Annotated in this window: 14 protein-coding genes and 1 pseudogene; 9 read left to right on the forward strand and 6 right to left on the reverse strand. The window is 71.5% G+C overall.

The window, feature by feature from the left end; genetic code table 11:
• Window positions 1-75: 75 nt before the first annotated feature.
• From ACRRSS_RS17830 to ACRRSS_RS17855, 6 genes are all read left to right on the forward strand, one after another.
• Entirely contained in the window at window positions 76-1,290 is a 1,215-nt protein-coding gene (locus tag ACRRSS_RS17830; protein ID WP_435972119.1) for a 4-hydroxybenzoate 3-monooxygenase, read from the forward strand.
• Window positions 1,291-1,361: 71 nt separating this feature from the next.
• Entirely contained in the window at window positions 1,362-2,387 is a 1,026-nt protein-coding gene (locus ACRRSS_RS17835) for an amidohydrolase family protein (protein WP_435972120.1), read from the forward strand.
• Between the two features lie 17 nt (window positions 2,388-2,404).
• Entirely contained in the window at window positions 2,405-3,094 is a 690-nt protein-coding gene (ligK, locus tag ACRRSS_RS17840) for a 4-carboxy-4-hydroxy-2-oxoadipate aldolase/oxaloacetate decarboxylase (protein WP_435972121.1), read from the forward strand.
• 2 nt (window positions 3,095-3,096) lie between these two features.
• On the forward strand, window positions 3,097-4,017 hold the full coding sequence (locus ACRRSS_RS17845) for an amidohydrolase family protein (RefSeq protein WP_435972122.1): 921 nt from the start codon (window positions 3,097-3,099) through the stop codon (window positions 4,015-4,017).
• A gap of 24 nt (window positions 4,018-4,041) precedes the next feature.
• Entirely contained in the window at window positions 4,042-5,346 is a 1,305-nt protein-coding gene (gene ligA, locus ACRRSS_RS17850) for a protocatechuate 4,5-dioxygenase subunit alpha (protein WP_435972123.1), read from the forward strand.
• Between the two features lies 1 nt (window position 5,347).
• Entirely contained in the window at window positions 5,348-6,322 is a 975-nt protein-coding gene (locus ACRRSS_RS17855; protein ID WP_435972124.1) for a Gfo/Idh/MocA family oxidoreductase, read from the forward strand.
• A 339-nt stretch (window positions 6,323-6,661) separates the two neighbouring features.
• On the opposite strand, the gene ACRRSS_RS17860 is transcribed toward ACRRSS_RS17855, so the two are convergent.
• From ACRRSS_RS17860 to ACRRSS_RS17875, 4 genes are all read right to left on the reverse strand, one after another.
• A complete protein-coding gene (locus tag ACRRSS_RS17860) occupies window positions 6,662-7,120 on the reverse strand; it encodes a MaoC family dehydratase (protein ID WP_435972125.1) in 459 nt (152 codons plus the stop codon).
• A 65-nt stretch (window positions 7,121-7,185) separates the two neighbouring features.
• On the reverse strand, window positions 7,186-8,733 hold the full coding sequence (locus ACRRSS_RS17865; RefSeq protein WP_435972126.1) for an acyl-CoA synthetase: 1,548 nt from the start codon (window positions 8,731-8,733) through the stop codon (window positions 7,186-7,188).
• An 11-nt stretch (window positions 8,734-8,744) separates the two neighbouring features.
• A complete protein-coding gene (locus ACRRSS_RS17870) occupies window positions 8,745-9,638 on the reverse strand; it encodes an amidohydrolase family protein (RefSeq protein ID WP_435972127.1) in 894 nt (297 codons plus the stop codon).
• A 1-nt stretch (window position 9,639) separates the two neighbouring features.
• Window positions 9,640-10,551 (reverse strand): SDR family oxidoreductase, encoded by a 912-nt coding sequence (locus ACRRSS_RS17875; RefSeq protein WP_435972128.1) that lies wholly within the window; start codon window positions 10,549-10,551, stop codon window positions 9,640-9,642.
• A 214-nt stretch (window positions 10,552-10,765) separates the two neighbouring features.
• Here ACRRSS_RS17875 and ACRRSS_RS17880 point away from each other — a divergent pair, with 214 nt between their 5' ends.
• The gene (locus tag ACRRSS_RS17880) at window positions 10,766-11,179 is read left to right on the forward strand and encodes a MarR family winged helix-turn-helix transcriptional regulator (RefSeq protein WP_435972129.1); all 414 of its coding nucleotides are present in this window, start codon (window positions 10,766-10,768) and stop codon (window positions 11,177-11,179) included.
• A 130-nt stretch (window positions 11,180-11,309) separates the two neighbouring features.
• On the opposite strand, the pseudogene ACRRSS_RS17885 reads toward ACRRSS_RS17880, so the two are convergent.
• Window positions 11,310-11,702 (reverse strand): annotated as a pseudogene (locus tag ACRRSS_RS17885) (DUF3237 domain-containing protein); the annotation flags it as partial.
• 33 nt (window positions 11,703-11,735) lie between these two features.
• On the opposite strand from ACRRSS_RS17885, the gene ACRRSS_RS17890 reads away from it, so the two are divergent.
• Together ACRRSS_RS17890 and ACRRSS_RS17895 are read left to right on the forward strand one after the other, a co-directional pair.
• On the forward strand, window positions 11,736-12,098 hold the full coding sequence (locus ACRRSS_RS17890) for a hypothetical protein (protein ID WP_435972130.1): 363 nt from the start codon (window positions 11,736-11,738) through the stop codon (window positions 12,096-12,098).
• Window positions 12,099-12,278: 180 nt separating this feature from the next.
• Complete coding sequence (locus ACRRSS_RS17895) at window positions 12,279-12,956, forward strand: DUF4232 domain-containing protein (protein ID WP_435972131.1); 678 nt, start codon at window positions 12,279-12,281, stop codon at window positions 12,954-12,956.
• Here ACRRSS_RS17895 and ACRRSS_RS17900 read toward each other — a convergent pair.
• Window positions 12,946-14,655 carry a long-chain-fatty-acid--CoA ligase gene (locus ACRRSS_RS17900; protein ID WP_435972132.1) on the reverse strand — a complete coding sequence of 570 codons (1,710 nt, stop codon included), beginning with the start codon at window positions 14,653-14,655 and terminating at the stop codon, window positions 12,946-12,948. The two genes, ACRRSS_RS17895 and ACRRSS_RS17900, sit on opposite strands and share 11 nt — an antisense overlap.
• Window positions 14,656-14,862 lie beyond the last annotated feature (207 nt).

A 14,862-nucleotide genomic window follows, 5' to 3' on the forward strand; every position in this document is an offset into this window, starting at 1 on the left:
ACGGCGCTGACCGGCCGCCGTCGAGGCTGTCAACGTTCGGGGTGTTCGAACGTTCACAGCTGCTTGGGAGATGCCATGGCCGACGCCCCCGTCGACTCCATCGCCACGGTTCCGGTCGCGGTGGTCGGTGCCGGGCCGGCCGGGCTCATGCTGGCGCACCTGCTCGGCCGCGCCGGGGTCGAGACGGTCGTCGTCGACACCCGTACCCGTCACGCGATCGAGACGACCCAGCGGGCCGGCATCCTGGAGGCCGATGCCGCCCGGGACCTGATCGACACCGGGGTCTCGGACCGGATCCTGCGCGACGGGCACGAGCACGAGGGCGTCGAGCTGCGCTCGGCCGGGCGGCCGTACCGCGTCGACTTCAAGAAGCTCGTCGGGGCGTCCGTGTGGCTCTACCCGCAGACCGACGTCTTCATCGACCTCGCCGACGCCCGCGAACGCGACGGTGGCACGGTCCACTTCGGCGTCCGCGACACCGAGGTCCTCGACATCACGACCACCGCACCCCGGGTCCGCTACACCGCGCCCGACGGCTCCCGCCACGAGGTCCGGGCCCGGTACGTCGTGGGCGCCGACGGGTCCCGCGGCACGTGCCGCGACCTGGTGCCGGAGAACCGAAGGGCGCGGTACGGCAAGGAGTACCCCTTCGCCTGGTTCGGCATCCTCGCCGAGGCACCGATGAGCGCGCCCGAGCTGGTCTACGCCCACTCCGACCACGGCTTCGCCCTGATCAGCCAGCGCACCGAGTCCGTGCAGCGCATGTACTTCCAGTGCGCCCCCGACGAGTCCGTCGACGCCTGGTCCGACGACCGCGTCTGGGAGACCCTGCAGGCCCGGGTGGCCGGTGAGGACGGTTTCCGGCTGAAGGAGGGGCCGATCACCGAGAAGACGGTGCTGCGGTTCCGCTCCTTCGTACAGGAGCCGATGCGCTGGGGGTCCCTGGCCCTCGCCGGGGACGCCGCGCACACGGTGCCACCGACCGGTGCCCGCGGGCTCAACCTGGCGCTGCACGACGTGAAGGTCCTCGCCGGCGTGCTGCTGAGAGCCCTCGGCGGCGAGGGCGAGGCCGCCCTGGACGACTACCAGCCGCGGGCCCTCCAGCGGATCTGGCGGGCGCAGAACTTCTCGTACTGGATGACCCAGCTGCTCCACACCGTGCCCGGCGGCTCCGCGTACGACCTGCGGCGTCAGCTCGGCGAGCTCGACAACGTGATGGGCACCCGCGCCGGACGCACCTACCTGGCCGAGCAGTACACCGGCTGGCCCACCCGCGACCACGACCACTGACCCTGCCGAGCGGTACACCGGCCGGCCACCCGCGGCCAGGTCCACTGCCCCGGCCGATTGCGAGGCTTCCCATGATCATCGACTGTCACGGTCACTTCACCACCGCACCGTCCCAGCTGTCGGAGTGGCGCGACCGGCAGATCGCGGCGGCCGAAGGCCGCGGCCCCGTCCCGGACCCCGACGAACTGGTCATCGGCGACGACGACCTGCGCGCCGCGGTCGAGGGCAACCAGCTGCGCCTGATGGACGAGCGCGGCAGCGATCTCACCATCTTCTCGCCGCGCGCCAGCTTCATGGCCCACCACATCGGCGACCTCACCGTCTCGTCGGTGTGGGCGCGGATCTGCAACGACCTGGTCCACCGGGTCGGCACCCTCTACCCCGACCGGTTCGCCATGGGCGCGATGCTGCCGCAGTCCCCGGGCGCCGACCCCGCGACCAGCGTGCCCGAGCTGCGCCGCGCGGTCGAGGAGCTCGGCGCGGTCACCGTCAACCTCAACCCCGACCCGTCGGGCGGCCGGTGGACCGCGCCGCCGCTGACCGACCGGAGCTGGTACCCCCTCTACGAGGAGATGGTCGCGTACGACATCCCCGCGATGATCCATGTCAGCACCTCGTGCAACCCGGCCTTCCACACCACCGGCGCGCACTACCTGAACGCCGACACCACGGCGTTCATGCAGCTCCTCCAGGGGGACCTGTTCGCCGACTTCCCGACGCTGCGGTTCGTCATCCCGCACGGCGGCGGGGCGGTTCCGTACCACTGGGGCCGGTTCCGCGGTCTGGCGATGGCGCTGGGCAGGCCGGACCCGGAGACGCTGTTCGACAACGTCTTCCTCGACACCTGCGTCTACCACCAGCCCGGTATCGACCTGCTGACCCGGGTCATCCCCAGCAGATCGGTCCTGTTCGCCAGCGAGATGATCGGCGCGGTCCGCGACATCGACCCACGCACCGGACACCACTTCGACGACACGAAGCGGTACGTGGACACCACCCCGCACCTGTCGGACGAGGACCGCGCCGCCGTGTACTCCGGCAACGCCCTGCGCGTCTACCCCCGACTCGCCGCCCGTCTCGCCACGGCCGGCCGCTGACCCCAGGAGAGGCACCCATGGAACACACCGAGATCGGCGTCGTCCACACCAAGGTCGACCGGGCCGACCCCGAGGCCGTCGCCGCGCTGTCGGCGTTCGGCGTCGCGACGATCCACGAGGCCATGGGCCGGGTCGGGCTCATGCGCCCCTACCTGCGCCCGGTCTACCCGAAGGCACGCATGTGCGGCACCGCAGTCACCGTGCTGCTCCAGCCCGGCGACAACTGGATGCTGCACGTCGCCGCCGAGCAGATCCAGGACGGCGACGTCGTCGTCGCGGCCTGTACGACCGAGAGCGAGGACGGCTTCTTCGGCGAGTTGCTCGCCACCTCCTTCCGCGCCCGGGGCTGCCGTGGCCTGGTCATCGACGGCGGTGTGCGTGACGTCGGTGACCTGGAGGGGATGGACTTCCCGGTCTTCTCCCGAGCGGTCAACGCCAAGGGCACGGTCAAGGCCACTCTCGGCTCCGTCAACGTGCCCGTGGTCTGCGGCAACGCCCTGGTGCGGCCGGGTGACGTGGTCGTCGCGGATGCCGACGGTGTCGTCGTGGTGCCACGCGAACGAGCCGCCGGTGTGGCCGCCGCCGCGACCGCCCGTGAGGCCGCCGAGGAGGACAAGCGCGCGCAGTTCCGGTCGGGAAGGCTCGGCCTGGACATGTACGGCATGCGCGGCCCGCTGGCCGGGCTCGGACTGCGGTACGAGGACTGACGATGACGACCGACTTCCCGAAGACCCCCGGTTGGCTGGACTGGTACGCCGCTCCGAGCCGGCCCCGGTTCGAACTCCCCGCGGGCGCCGTCGACGCTCACTGCCATGTCTTCGGCCCCGGCGCCGAGTTCCCGTACGCCCCCGAGCGCAAGTACACGCCCTGCGACGCGTCCAAGGACCAGCTCTTCGCACTCCGCGACCACCTCGGCTTCGCTCGTAACGTCGTGGTGCAGGCGACCTGTCACGGAGCCGACAACTCCGCCATGGTCGACGCCCTGCGGGCCTCCGGCGGGCTGGCCCGGGGCGTGGCGACGCTGCGGCCCGACGTCACGGACGCGCAGGTGCGGGACCTGCACGAGGCGGGCGTCCGCGGGGTCCGGTTCAACTTCGTCAGACGGCTGGTGGACACGGCACCCCGGCAGGACCTGTGGGACGTCGTCGAGAAGATCGCACCGTACGGCTGGCACGTCGTCGTCTACTTCGAGGCGGCGGACCTCCCCGACCTGCGGGACTTCCTCCTGGCGATCCCGGTCCCACTGGTCATCGACCACATGGGCCGCCCGGACACCACGAAGAGCCCGGAAGGGCTCGACTTCGAGGCGCTCCTGGACCTCATGCGGGCCCGGCCGGACATCTGGTGCAAGGTGACGTGCCCCGAGCGGCTCTCGGTGAGCGGTCCGCCGGCCCTCGACGGGGAGCGGGCGGCCTACCGCGACGTCGTCCCCTTCGCGCGGCGCGTGGTCGAGGAGTTCCCCGACCGGGTGCTGTGGGGCACCGACTGGCCGCACCCCAACCTCACCGGCCACATGCCCGACGACGGCCTGCTCGTCGACTTCGTCCCGCACATCGCGCCGACACCGGAGCTCCGGCGCAAGCTGCTCGTCGACAACCCGATGCGCCTGTACTGGCCCGACGCCTCCTGATCCGCCCTCGATTGGAGCCCCAGCATGTCGCTGGACAAGACCTACAAGCTGGTTCCGGGGACGACCGTCTTCGACTCCGAGCAATCGGCCAAGGGGTACCACCTCAACCAGTTCTGCATGTCGCTGATGACGGCGGAGAACCGCGCGAGCTACCTCGCCGACGAGCGCGCCTACCTGAACGCGTGGCCGCTGCGGGAGGAGCAGAGGCAGGCGCTGCTCGACCGCGACCTCAACGCGGCGATGCGCGAGGGCGGCAACATCTACTTCCTCGCGAAGTGGGGCGCCACGCTGGGGCTTTCGTTCCAGCAGATGGCGGGCTCGATGACGGGCATGACCGAGCAGGAGTACCGCGACATGATGGTCCGCGGCGGCCGCTCGGTCGAGGGGAACCGGATCGACCACGCCGTCCTCGAAGCGGCCCACGCGATCGGGGCACCGGCCGTGCACGCGGAGGTCACCGGCGCCGTCTTCACCTCGCACGTGCCGGCGATCGGCGCGGCACTGGACCACGGCAAGACCGACGAGCCGTACTGGCGGCCGGTCTTCGAGGGGTACGAGTACTCCAGGAGGTGGCAGCGGGAGAACGTCCCCGACGTGGTCTTCCTGGTGTACAACGACCACGCCAGCGCCTTCGACCAGTCGGTGATCCCGACCTTCGTCCTCGGCACCGGCGCCTCCTACCCCACCGCCGACGAGGGCTACGGGCCCCGCCCCGTGCCCGGCATCGAGAGCGACCCCGATCTGGCGGCGCACATCGCGCACTCGCTGATCCGGGACGACTTCGACCTCACACTCGTCAACGAGATGACGGTCGACCACGGGCTCACCGTGCCGCTGTCGCTGATGTTCGGCGACGTCGAGCGGTGGCCGTGCAAGGTCATCCCGTTCCACGTCAACGTGGTGCAGTACCCCGTCCCCTCGGGCGCCCGGTGCTTCAGGCTCGGCCAGGCCCTGCGCAGGGCGATCGAGTCGTACGACCGGCCGGTGAAGGTGCAGGTGTGGGGCACCGGAGGCATGAGCCACCAGCTCCAGGGGCCACGCGCCGGTCTGATCAACCGGGAGTGGGACAACGCGTTCCTGGACCGGCTGGTCGAGGACCCGGCCGGGCTGGCCGAGACACCCCACCTGGAGTACGTCGAGGAGGCCGGCTCCGAGGGGATCGAGCTGGTCATGTGGCTGATCGCCCGCGGCGCGATGAGCGACGTCGACGGCTCCGGCGAGGTCGAGGTCAAGCACCGCTTCTACCATGTGCCGGCGTCCAACACCGCCGTCGGACACCTGATCCTGGAAAACCACCCGCGGGTCGACGAGCCCGCCGTGAAGGAGTGACATGACGGACGAACGGAACGTACGGATCGCCCTGGTCGGCGGTGGTGCCTTCGGTGCCAAGCACGCGGCCGCGCTGAAGCGCATCGAGGGCGTCGAGGTGACCGCCGTGGTGACCAGCACCCTCGAACGCGCCCGGGAGTTCGCCGCCGAGCATGGCGTGGGGCGCGCCGTCGCCTCCCTCGACGAGGCGCTGGCGAGGGACGACGTCGACGCCGTCGTCCTCGCCACGCCCACCCCGATGCACGCCGCGCAGACGCTGGCCTGCCTCGAAGCGGGCAAGCACGTCCAGGTGGAGATCCCGCTCGCCGCCTCCCTCGCGGACGCCGAGGAGTGTCTGGCGGCGCAGCGGGGCACCGGGCTCGTCGCGATGGTGGGCCACACCCGCCGCTTCAACCCCAGCCACCAGTGGGTGCGGCAGCGGATCGCGGCCGGTGAGTTCGCTATCCAGCAGATGGACGTGCAGACGTACTTCTTCCGCCGCGAGAACCTCAACGCGCTCGGGCAGCCGCGCTCCTGGACCGACCACCTGCTGTGGCACCACGCCGCGCACACCGTCGACCTGTTCGCGTACCAGACCGGATCGCCGATCGTGCAGGCCAACGTCGTGCAGGGTCCGATCCACCCCGAGCTGGGCATCGCGATGGACATGTCGATCCAGCTGAGGGCGGGGAACGGCGCCATCTGCACCCTGTCACTGTCGTTCAACAACGACGGGCCGCTGGGCACGTTCTTCCGCTACATCGGCGACACCGGCACCTACCTCGCCCGGTACGACGACCTCTTCACCGGCAAGGACGAGCCGATCGACGTGAGCGGGGTGGACGTGTCGATGGACGGCATCGAGCTCCAGGACCGCGAGTTCGTCGCCGCGATCCGTGAGGGCCGCGAGCCGAACTCCTCCATCGCCCAGGTACTGGCCTGCTACCGGACCCTGGCGGCCCTGGAGGAGCAGCTGAACGCTGTCACGGGCTCGTGACCACGGTGACCGACGGAGACGGGGGCGGGAGGGCGGGGCGCGGGGCGTGCGCCCCGCGCCGGGTCGGGCCCTTCGAGGTCCACGGGGGCCGTTGCCACGGGGCCGCGCTCGCCGGGATCGACGAGCGCTGTGGCCGGGCGGGTTGAGGCAGAGCAGTGCCGGGGGCGGTACCGCCCGTGTGGTCGGTACCGCCCCCGGCATGTGTACGGGTCCGGACCGTCGGTGTCCCACGGCCGGGTCCGGTTGTTTCACCGGTGAGGAGGCCGCACCCGCCCCCGGTGGAGCAAGAGGTGCCGCCCACGCCGTGGCCGGTGAGGCCGGCGGCGTGGGCGGCACCTGTCAGGCGTAGTGGCGGTAGACGGCCCGGGCGACGCAGGCCGGCTTCGAGCTGCCGTCGACCTCGACGGTGAACGTCAGTGGCATCTGCACGCCGTCGCCCTCGACCTTGTCCACCGTGCCGACGGCGCCGTGCAGGCGGATCCTGGAGCCGACCGGCACGGGGCTGGGGAAACGGACCTTCTCCAGGCCGTAGTTGACGCTCATCCTGGTACCGCTGATCTCCAGCAGCTCGCCGAAGAGCGGGATGATGAGCGAGAGGGTGAGGTAGCCGTGGGCGATCGGGCCGCCGAAGGGCCCCTTCTGGGCCTTCTCGGGGTCCGTGTGGATCCACTGGTGGTCGTCGGTGGCGTCGGCGAAGGTGTTCACCCGGTCCTGGGTGATCTCGTGCCACGCGGTGCGGCCGAGGTCGGTTCCGCTGAGGGCCCTGAGTCCGTCGAGGCCGTGGGCGAGAGTGGGCATGGAGAGACCTTTCGGTGGGGAGAGCCGCTGAGCGCGGCCCGGGGAGCGTGCCGCCGGCACGTCGGTCACGGGTGGGGGCGCTCGGAGGCACCGGCCGCGTAGGTGTCCCGCACGAGGGGTTTGATGATCTTTCCGGAGGCCGTACGGGGAAGCTCTTCGGTCACGACGAGGGACGTGGGGATCTTGTACTTGGCCAGCAGGCCCCGAAGGTGGCCGAGGATGCCGTCCTCATCGGCGTGAGCGTCGGGCTTGAGGACGACGACGGCGCGGCCGACCTCTCCCCAGACCGCGTCGGGCAGGCCGATGACCGCGCATTCGGCGACGGCGGGATGGGTGAGGAGCGCGTCCTCCACCTCGGCCGGGTACACGTTCTCCCCGCCCGAGACGAACATGTCCTTGACCCGGTCGACGATGTAGGCGTACCCGTCGCCGTCCGTCCTGGCGATGTCACCGGTGCGCAGCCAGCGACCGTCCGCGAAGGCGGCGTCGGTGTCCTCCGGCCGTTCCCAGTAGCCGGTCATGACGTGGGGGCCCTGGACCAGGATCTCCCCCCGCTGTCCCGGTGCGGCCTCGCTGCCGTCCGGCAGGACCAGGCGCGTGTCGGTGAAGAAGTGCGGCACCCCGGCGGAGCCCGCCTTGGCCGAGGTCTGCTCCCGGTCGAGGAAGAGGACCCCGGGGGAGGCCTCGGTCATGCCGTAGCCCTGGCTGAAGGCCAGGCCGCGGTCGAGGTACGCGGCGATGGTGCGGGCGGGCACGGGAGCGCCGCCGCAGTTGAGGGTACGCAGACTGGACAGGTCGGCGGTCTCCCAGCCGGGGCGGGCGGCCATGGCGTCGTACATGGTGGGGACGCCGAACATGTACGTCACGCGCAGGTCCTCGATCAGTTCCAGGACGCGGTCGGCGTCGAACGCGCCGAGGAGAACGACCCGGCCGCCCTTGAGCAGGGTCGGCAGGCAGGTCATGTTGAGGCCGGCGGTGTGGAACAGCGGGGCCACGACGAGGGTCACCTCGTCGCCGGCCAGATCGGTGTCGACGAGGACGTTGACGCTGTTCCAGGTGATGTTGGCGTGGGAGAGGACGGCGCCCTTGGGACGGCCGGTGGTGCCGGAGGTGTACATGATCATGCACGGGTCCCCGGGCGCCACGGCCTCGTCCAGCGGACCGGTCCCGGCGTCGGCGAGCAGCGTCTCGTAGTCGAGGGCTCCGTCCTGGCCGGGGCCGGCGACCGCGATCCGGTGCCGAACCCCCGCCTCGGCCGCCGCGGTTCCGGCGACCTCGGTCTGCTCGGGCGCGTACAGGAGGACGGTGCTGCCCGAGTCGGTCAGGTTGTACGCGAGTTCCGGAGCCGCCAGCCGCGTGTTGAGCGGGACGAAGACCGCCCCCAGCGTCCCGGCGGCGAACAGGGCCTCCAGGAAGGCCGGATGGTTGGGGCCGAGGTAGGCGATCCGGTCTCCCCGCGCCACACCCAGCGCGCGCAGGGCGTGGGCGAGGCGCCGGACCCGCCCGTTCAGCTCGCGGTAGGTCAGGGCACGGCCGTCGTGGACGACGGCGATCCGGTCGGGGGTCTTGCGGGCCCTGCGTGCCGGCCAGGAGCCGATGCCTTGGTTCAACACGAGCGGTTCCTTCAGTCGGTGCGGAGGCCGAGCAGGCGGGCGGCGTTCTCCTTCAGGATCTTGGGCCGGACCTCGGGCCTGATGTCGAGCTTCTCGAAGTCGGCGAGCCACCGGTCGGGGGTGATGACGGGGTAGTCGGAGCCGAAGAGGACCTTGTCCTGGAGCAGGGTGTTGGCGTAGCGGACGAGCTGCGGCGGGAAGTACTTCGGGGACCAGCCGGACAGATCGATGTACACGTACGGCTTGTGGGTGGCCACCGCCAGGGCCTCGTCCTGCCAGGGGAAGGAGGGGTGGGCGAGGATGATCCGCAGCTCGGGGAAGTCGACGGCGACGTCGTCGACCAGCATGGGGTCCGAGTACTTCAGCCGGACGCCCCCGCCGCCCGGGACACCGGCGCCGATCCCGGTCTGGCCGGTGTGGAAGAGGGCGGGCACGCCGAGTTCCTCGATGGCCTCGTACAGCGGGAAGGCGAGCGGGTCGTTCGGGAAGAACGCCTGGATGCTCGGGTGGAACTTGAAGCCGCGGACGCCGTACTCCTCGACCAGCCGCCGGGCTTCGCGCACGCCCGCGCGGCCCTTGTGCGGGTCGACGCTCGCGAAGGGGATCAGCACGTCGGCGTGGGCGGCGCAGCTCTCGGCGATCTCCTCGTTGGAGATCCGCGCGTGGCCGGTGGCGTGCTCGGCGTCGACGGTGAACACCACCGCCGCCATGCGGCGCTCCCGGTAGTGCTCGGCCATCTCCTCGATGGTCGGCTGCCGGTGGCCGTGGGCCTTGAAGTACTTCTCGGAGGCTCCGAACAGCTCCGGGCTCAGGGCCCCGTGGCCGTCCTTGGACACCTCCGCGTGCGTGTGGACGTCGATCGCGGTGATCCGGTCGAGGTCGAGGTCGAGCGAGAGGTCGGCCATGTCACGCCTCCGGGGCCTGCGGCGCGGGGATGCCGTAGGTCTCGGGCTCGGCTCCGACGCCACCCGGCCACTCGGCGGCGATGGCCCCGGCGCTCCAGCCGCCGTCGGCGAACGCGACCGCCTTCTCCTTGGGGTGCGCCCACAGGGCCAGCCGGTCGCCGCCGATGCCGATCGCCTGCCCGGTCACCCCGTCGGAGTCGTCCGAGGCCAGGAACGTGATCAGGGCGGCGACGTCCTCGACGGTGCCGAGGCCCTCGCCCTTGCGCAGCCGGTCCGGCAGCGGCTCGCCGGTCTGCTCGGACTTCTCGATCGCGGGCGCGAACGCCGGGACGGTCCTGGTCATCTCGGTGGCGGCGACGGGGACGACGGCGTTGACGGTGATGCCCGCGCGGCCCAGCTCCATGGCCCAGGTGCGTGCCATCGCGACGATGCCGGCCTTTGCGGCGGCGTAGTTGGTCTGGCCGAAGTTGCCGCGCTGCCCGGCGGGGGAGGAGATGAGGACGAGGCGGCCGCCGGTGCCCTGCTCGCGCATGCGGACGGCCGCCGCGCGGGCGCAGGTGAAGGTGCCGCGGAGGTGGACGCGGACGACGTCGTCGAAGTCGTCGTCGGTCATCTTCCAGAGGACGCGGTCGCGCAGGATGCCGGCGTTGGTGACGAGCACGTCCAGGTGTCCGTACTCCCGCACCGCGGCGTCCACCAGCTGCCGCGCCGTCTCGCTGTCGCCCACCGCCGCGACGACGCCGGTGGCCGTGCCGCCCTCGGAGGTGATCGAGGCGACGGCGGCGTCGACGACGGCCCGGTCGACGTCGTTGACGACGACGGCGGCGCCGGCCGCGGCGAGCGCCTGCGCGTATGCCAGGCCGAGACCGCGTCCGCTGCCGGTGACGACGGCGACCTTGCCCTGAAGATCCATGAGAGGTGCCTCTCGTAAGGGGTGAAAGGTGTGAAAGGGGGCGTGCCGAGGGCGCCGGTTTGGCCGCGTTCGACAGGAATCCTGATGAACATCAGTCTGTGCAATCAACAGGATTCCTGTCAATGGCCTACTGTGAGGAGGTGCCGCCGGGGCGGCGGCACCTGCCGGGGGCTTCGTGGGCCCCCCGAGCGGACGACCACCCGGGAGGACCGACGTGAGCACCTCGCTGCTCTACCTGCTGAAGAGGACGGAGCTGGCGGTGCGCGCCCGCCTCGACGAACTGCTCAAGCCCGCCGGGATCACGGCGCTGCAGTACACCGCTCTGACGGTGTTGGAGCGGCGCGACGGCGTCTCCGCCGCGCAGCTCGCCCGTGACTCCTTCGTCACCGCCCAGTCGATGGCCGACATGGTCCGGACGCTGGAGGGTCGCGACCTGATTCGCCGCGAGCCCAATCCCGCCAACCGCCGCGAACGCCTCATCCTGCTGAGCGACCCGGGGCGGCGACTGCTCGCCGAGTACGCCGGACCGGCCCGCCGTCTCGAGGAACGCATGGTCGCCGACCTGAGCGCCGAGCAGGTCGGCGTGCTCCGGGAGGGGCTGATCGTGGCGTGGCGGTCCCTGTCCTAGCCGGAGACGTGGCCACGGTCACGCGATGGCCCGCGCAGTCGCCGCGCGGGCCGCGACGCCGCGACGCGAGCGCGTACACGCGGATGACGACGGCATCGTCCCCGTCCGGGCGGGCGAGCCCGACGAAGACGGTCTCCGCGAGCCGGCGGTGGGCGGGGGCGTCCGTGCGGAAGACCGGCGAGGTGCGGTAGTAGTGCCCGGCCTCGGAGCCCCGCACCTCTCCGTCGAACTGGTCCGGGGTGTCGGCCTCGGGGCGGTAGTAGCCGCGATTGACGATGTCGATCACGGCGCCGTCCTCCGGCCGGAGGAGATGACGGGCCTCCAGCTCGCAGACCTCCCCGCGGGTGCTGCTCCAGTCGCCGCCGCCGGGAAGGACCTCTCCGCGCAGGCGGGGCCCGCTCACGCTGCCCCCGGTGATGGGGGTGAACTCGGTGACCTCTCCGTCACCGTGGCCGATGTGCAGTGTCTCGGACACCTCGGCCCTGATCTCGAACGCGAAGTCGAGGGCGGGAGTGAAGGACATGGTGGTGCTCCGCTTCTGTGAGACGGTCACGTCGTGCTCTTGACGCGTTGGCTCATCAGATGCAAGCCCGAGGAGCTCCTGCTGCGCACGCTCTGGATCGAGATGCTCTCGACGGCGTCCGCCGACCCGGGCGGCGTCGACCGCGTCGAGCCGCGCGAGGCGCGCTCCGAGTTCTTCGACGCGTCCCTCGCCGCGGGAGTCCCGGACGCGGCCCTCGCCGCGGGAGTCCCGGACGCGGCCCTCGCCGCGGGAGTCCCGGACGCGGCCCTCGCCGCCGGCATGCTCTCCCTGGTGACCCGCGGCTCCTACGTCTCCACCATCGAGGAGCCGGCCCACTGGACACCCGAGCGGGCCGGGCGCGTCGCCCAGAGCGATCGTGGACGCCCTCATCAGTGACTGAGGAAGGGCCCCGAATCCTTCCGGGGTACCGGGGCGCTCACACGGGAACTCCTACGGGAGCCCTGGGACGAACCGTGGTGGATTCGGCAAGACGTTGTCACCGAACCGTGAAGCACGCGCGCGAAGCTGGTCCCACCACAGCGCGGTTCGTGCGCTGTCATCGGGGGGAGTACCACCATGAGCGCCGTTCGCAGAGCCGTCGTCGTCCTCGTCGCCGTGTCCGCAGTTACCCTGACCGGCTGTGGGCCCTCCGAGGACGGCGCCGCGGGTGGGACCGAGGTGCCGACCGCGACGCCCTCCGCGTCCCTCTCCCCGTCCACGCCCGTCAAGCCGCCGAAGCCCCTCACACCGACGACGACAGCCAAGCCGACGCCTGCCAAGCCGACGGCTCCCGCCAAGCCGACGTCTGCCAAGCCGGTCTCGCCGTCGACCGATCCGGACTACGACGTCTTCCCTTGCAGCACCTACGACGTGACGTTCACCGCGAGCCTGGCCGAGCCCACCACCAGCAGCTACCTGTTGAAGATCACCAACAGGACCGGCAAGCCGTGCCGGGTGCTCGGCCACCCCGTCGTGACCTTCGGCGACCTCGACGGGCGGGCGACGGAACGCGGCACGGCCCCCGGCATCGAGGAGGCCATCCGGCTCGCACCGGGCCAGTCCGCCTACGCGGGGCTCATGGGCGGCCTGAAGGACTCCAAGAGCAAGACGGTCTCCTCGATCGCGATGACCATGAGCACCGAGTCCGACCTGAAGCAGGTGCCGCTCAAGGCCTCGACACCCGGCCTCAACGTCTCCACCGGCAACTCCGTCACCGCCTGGATGGACAACGCCGAGGACGCGCTCAGCCTGTGACCGGGCCGCCCGCGGCCCCGGTGGTGCCCTCGGCCCAGGCCGTGCCCTCCGTCCCGGTGATGCCTTTCGCCCCGGACGGCGCGGCCTCCGCCCCGCCGGTGTCGACGGCCTCGGCGTCTGCCGTGGCCGCGAGGTGGGCGTACCGCTGCCTCAGTTCCCTCTTCAGGACCTTGTGGCTCGGGCCGAGCGGCATCGAGTCCGTGCGCACCACGATCCGGGGGTACTTGTGCCTGCCGAGCCTCGTACGCGACCAGTCCCGGAGCTCGTCCTCCGAGAACGCGACGGCGCCGTCCGGAGGGCCGGCCTCACCCGTCGTCGGGACCACGACGGCGCACACCTCCTCGCCGTGCGCCGGGTGCGGGAGCCCGATCACGGCCACCTCGGCCACCGACGGGTGGTCGAGGAGGACCTCCTCCACCTCCCGCGGGTAGATGTTGAAGCCGCCCCGGATCACGAGGTCCTTCTTCCGGTCGACGACGCTGACGAAGCCGTCGGAGTCCTTGGTGCCCAGGTCGCCGGTCCTGAACCAGCCGTCCACCAGGGCTTTCGCCGTCTCCTCCGGGCGGCCGAAGTAGCCCGCGAAGACGTTGTGGCCCCGTACGACGATCTCCCCGAGCACGCCGGCGGGCAGCAGCTCGACCGAGTCCTCGACGTCCGCGCGCGCGATGCCGACGTCCACGCCCCACACGGGGTGACCGACGGTGCCGGGCAGCACCCCGAACCCGGGGTGGTGCACGGTGGCGCTGGGCGAGGTCTCCGAGAGCCCGTACCCCTCCAGGATCTGCGCGCCGAACACCTCGGCGGCCTCCCGGTGGACCGAGACGGGCAGCGGCGCTCCGCCCGACACGCAGTACCGGGGCTTGGGCAGGGTCGAGGAGGGTCGCGCGCGGGCCGCCGCGAGCAGTGCGACGTACATCGTGGGGACGCCGTGGAACACCGTGACGCCCTCCTCGACCATCAGGTCGAGTGCCCGGTGCGGATCGAAGCGGGTCTGCATCACCAGCGTGCCGCCGATACGGAAGAGGGCGTTCATCGACACGGACTGGCCGAAGGTGTGGAAGAGCGGGAGACAGCCGAGGGCCACGTCCTCGCGGCTCAGGTCGATGACGTCGAAGGCGTTGACCGTCGCGTTCATGACGAGGTTCAGATGCGTCAGGATCGCCCCCTTGGGCCGTCCCGTGGTCCCGCTCGTGTAGAAGATCACCGCCGGGTCGCCGGGATCGGTGCTCTCGTACGAGGTAAGGGGCCCCACCGCCCCCGCGACCGCCTCCAGGGTGTCCACCCAGGCTTCCGACGCGGACCCCTCGACCGTCCGCGCGCCGATCACGGGAACACCGGCGGTGGCAGCGGCGGCGGCGCCGGTCTCCATGAGCCCCTCGGCGCAGACGAGGAGGCGCACGTCGGCGTCGCGGAGCACGTACGCGATCTCGTCGGCGGTGAGGAGGAGATGGACAGGTACCACGACCGCGCCCGTCGCCAGGATGGCGTAGTAACTCCTGGGAAATCCCGCGCAGTTGGGCATCATGAGCGCCACGCGGTCCCCCTGCCCGATGCCGAGGCCACGCAGGGCTCCGGCCTGCGCCAGGGCTTCGGCCCAGAGCCGCGCGTAGGTGATCCGGACTCCGCCGTCCACGACGGCGACGCGGTCGGCGTGGCGGTGGGCGGACTCGGCCAGGACGGCGGCGAGCGACAGGGTCATCGAAGTCTCCTCATCGAAGTCGCCAGGTTCATCGAAGGCTCCGGGCATCGAAGTCTTGAGGGGCGGCGAGGCTGTGGTCGGCCCGTCGCCCCCGATCCCCGGGACGACGCGCACTGCCTCACCTCACCGTGATCACCCGGCGACGGACAAGGCTTCCCCGGTGAGGCGGGATCCGCGCACAGGAGTCCGCTCGCGGGCTGTACCGGC

This window comes from Streptomyces sp. Qhu_M48 (genome assembly GCF_051305195.1).
Classification (GTDB): Bacteria; Actinomycetota; Actinomycetes; order Streptomycetales; family Streptomycetaceae; genus Streptomyces.

Bases quoted from the DNA above. Each gene is read 5' to 3' on its own strand.
- ACRRSS_RS17830 (WP_435972119.1), top strand. From the start codon at position 76: ATGGCCGACGCCCCCGTCGACTCCATCGCCACGGTTCCGGTCGCGGTG.
- ACRRSS_RS17835 (WP_435972120.1), top strand. From the start codon at position 1,362: ATGATCATCGACTGTCACGGTCACTTCACCACCGCACCGTCCCAGCTG.
- ligK (WP_435972121.1), top strand. From the start codon at position 2,405: ATGGAACACACCGAGATCGGCGTCGTCCACACCAAGGTCGACCGGGCC.
- ACRRSS_RS17845 (WP_435972122.1), top strand. From the start codon at position 3,097: ATGACGACCGACTTCCCGAAGACCCCCGGTTGGCTGGACTGGTACGCC.
- ligA (WP_435972123.1), top strand. From the start codon at position 4,042: ATGTCGCTGGACAAGACCTACAAGCTGGTTCCGGGGACGACCGTCTTC.
- ACRRSS_RS17855 (WP_435972124.1), top strand. From the start codon at position 5,348: ATGACGGACGAACGGAACGTACGGATCGCCCTGGTCGGCGGTGGTGCC.
- ACRRSS_RS17860 (WP_435972125.1), bottom strand. From the start codon at position 7,120: ATGCCCACTCTCGCCCACGGCCTCGACGGACTCAGGGCCCTCAGCGGA.
- ACRRSS_RS17870 (WP_435972127.1), bottom strand. From the start codon at position 9,638: ATGGCCGACCTCTCGCTCGACCTCGACCTCGACCGGATCACCGCGATC.
- ACRRSS_RS17875 (WP_435972128.1), bottom strand. From the start codon at position 10,551: ATGGATCTTCAGGGCAAGGTCGCCGTCGTCACCGGCAGCGGACGCGGT.
- ACRRSS_RS17895 (WP_435972131.1), top strand. From the start codon at position 12,279: ATGAGCGCCGTTCGCAGAGCCGTCGTCGTCCTCGTCGCCGTGTCCGCA.
- ACRRSS_RS17900 (WP_435972132.1), bottom strand. From the start codon at position 14,655: ATGACCCTGTCGCTCGCCGCCGTCCTGGCCGAGTCCGCCCACCGCCAC.